Origin of the sequence: Streptomyces sp. HSW2009 (genome assembly GCF_040240285.1) — a bacterium.
Classification (GTDB): Bacteria; Actinomycetota; Actinomycetes; order Streptomycetales; family Streptomycetaceae; genus Streptomyces.
On the sequence record NZ_JBEHZD010000946.1, the window covers coordinates 1 to 1,648 of the forward strand.

Genomic DNA, 1,648 nt, shown 5'->3' on the forward strand with positions numbered 1-1,648 from the left:
CATTCCCTGCTCGCCACCCGTCTGGTGTCGCGGCTCCGCGTCGTGCTCGGGGCGGAAGTGCCGTTGCGGCAGGTCTTTGAGACGCCGACGGTCGAAAGGCTGGCGGAGGCGGTCGGGGCAGCCTCCGGATCGGGCGTGCGGCGCGCGGTGGAGCGCATCGAGCCGCGGCCCGAGCGCATTCCGCTCTCGTACGCGCAACAGCGGTTGTGGTTCCTGCACCAGTTCGAGGGGCCGAGCGCCACATACAACGTCCCGGTGGCCCTGCGGCTGAGCGGTTCGTTGGACCGTGAGGCGTTGCGGCTTGCGCTCGGTGACGTCGTCGCGCGGCACGAGAGCCTGCGCACCGCCTTCGCCGAGGACGCCGAAGGCGCGTACCAGATCGTTCGGCATGCCCAGGCCGTCGTGCCTGAGCTGCTGGTGGTCGACACCGATCAGGCACACGTCGAAGGGCTGATCAGTGAGGCGGCGCGGCACGGGTTCGAGCTGTCGGACGAGGCGGCCCTGCCGTTCCGCGTCACTCTGTTCGCGCTCGGCCACGACGAGCATGTCCTGCTGCTGCTCCTGCACCACATCGTCAGTGACGCCTGGTCGCGTGCGCCGCTCGCCCGCGATCTGACCAGGGCGTACGCGGCGCGGGCGGCGGCCGGCGCGGCCCCGGCGTGGGAGCCGTTGGCGGTGCAGTACGCGGATTACAGCCTGTGGCAGCGGCAGGTGCTGGGTGCGGAGTCGGATGCGGGGAGTGAGATCGCTCGGCAGCTTGGCTATTGGACGGAGACCCTGGCTGACCTGCCGGAACAGTTGGACCTGCCGTACGACAGGCCGCGGCCCGCGGTCGCCACGTACCGCGGTGACCGCATCCCGTTCCAGGTGCCGGCCGAACTGTACGAGAAGGTGGTGGACCTCGCGCGGGAGACGCAGGCCAGCCCCTTCATGGTGCTCCAGGCCGCGCTTGCCACCCTGCTGACCAAGCTGGGTGGCGGGACCGACATCCCCATCGGCACACCCATCGCGGGCCGTACCGATGAGGCGCTGGACGACCTGATCGGCGTCTTCATCAACACCCTGGTACTGCGCACCGACACCTCGGGCCGGCCCACGGGCCGGGCCCTCATCGAGCGGGTCCGACAGCAGAACCTGACCGCCTACGCCCACCAGGACCTGCCCTTCGAGCGGCTGGTCGAGGTCATCAACCCCGAGCGCTCGCTCGCTCGCCACCCGCTCTTCCAGGTGCTCCTCGCCTTCAACAACACCGACACGGACGCGGTCGACCAGGCCGCTGCGGAACTGCCCGGGCTCACCGTGTCGCCCGTCGCGGCCGAGACAGGCACCGGCAAGTTCGACCTGAGCTTCGCCTTCACCGCGCAGCGCGACGAGTCCGCCGACCTCCAGGGCGTGCTGGAGTACAGCACGGACCTCTTCGACCGCAGCAGCGTCGAGACGATCGGCGAGCGGTACCTGCGGGTGCTCCGCGAACTGGTCGATGCCCCGGACCAGCCCGTGGACGTGGTGGACGTGCTGACCGTGGACGAGTCCCTGCAACAGCTCGGGGAGTGGGGTGTGGGTGGTGGTGTTGGTGGTGTGTTGGGTGGTTCGGTGTTGGGGTTGTTTGGTGAGCAGGTGTTGTTGCGTGGTGGGTCGGTTGCGGTGC

Annotated in this window: 1 protein-coding gene; it reads left to right on the forward strand. The window is 69.7% G+C overall.

Annotated elements, in window-relative coordinates:
• Window positions 1-1,648: condensation domain-containing protein (locus AAHZ94_RS33740; protein WP_349997506.1), on the forward strand; the 1,648-nt coding region annotated here is incomplete at both ends.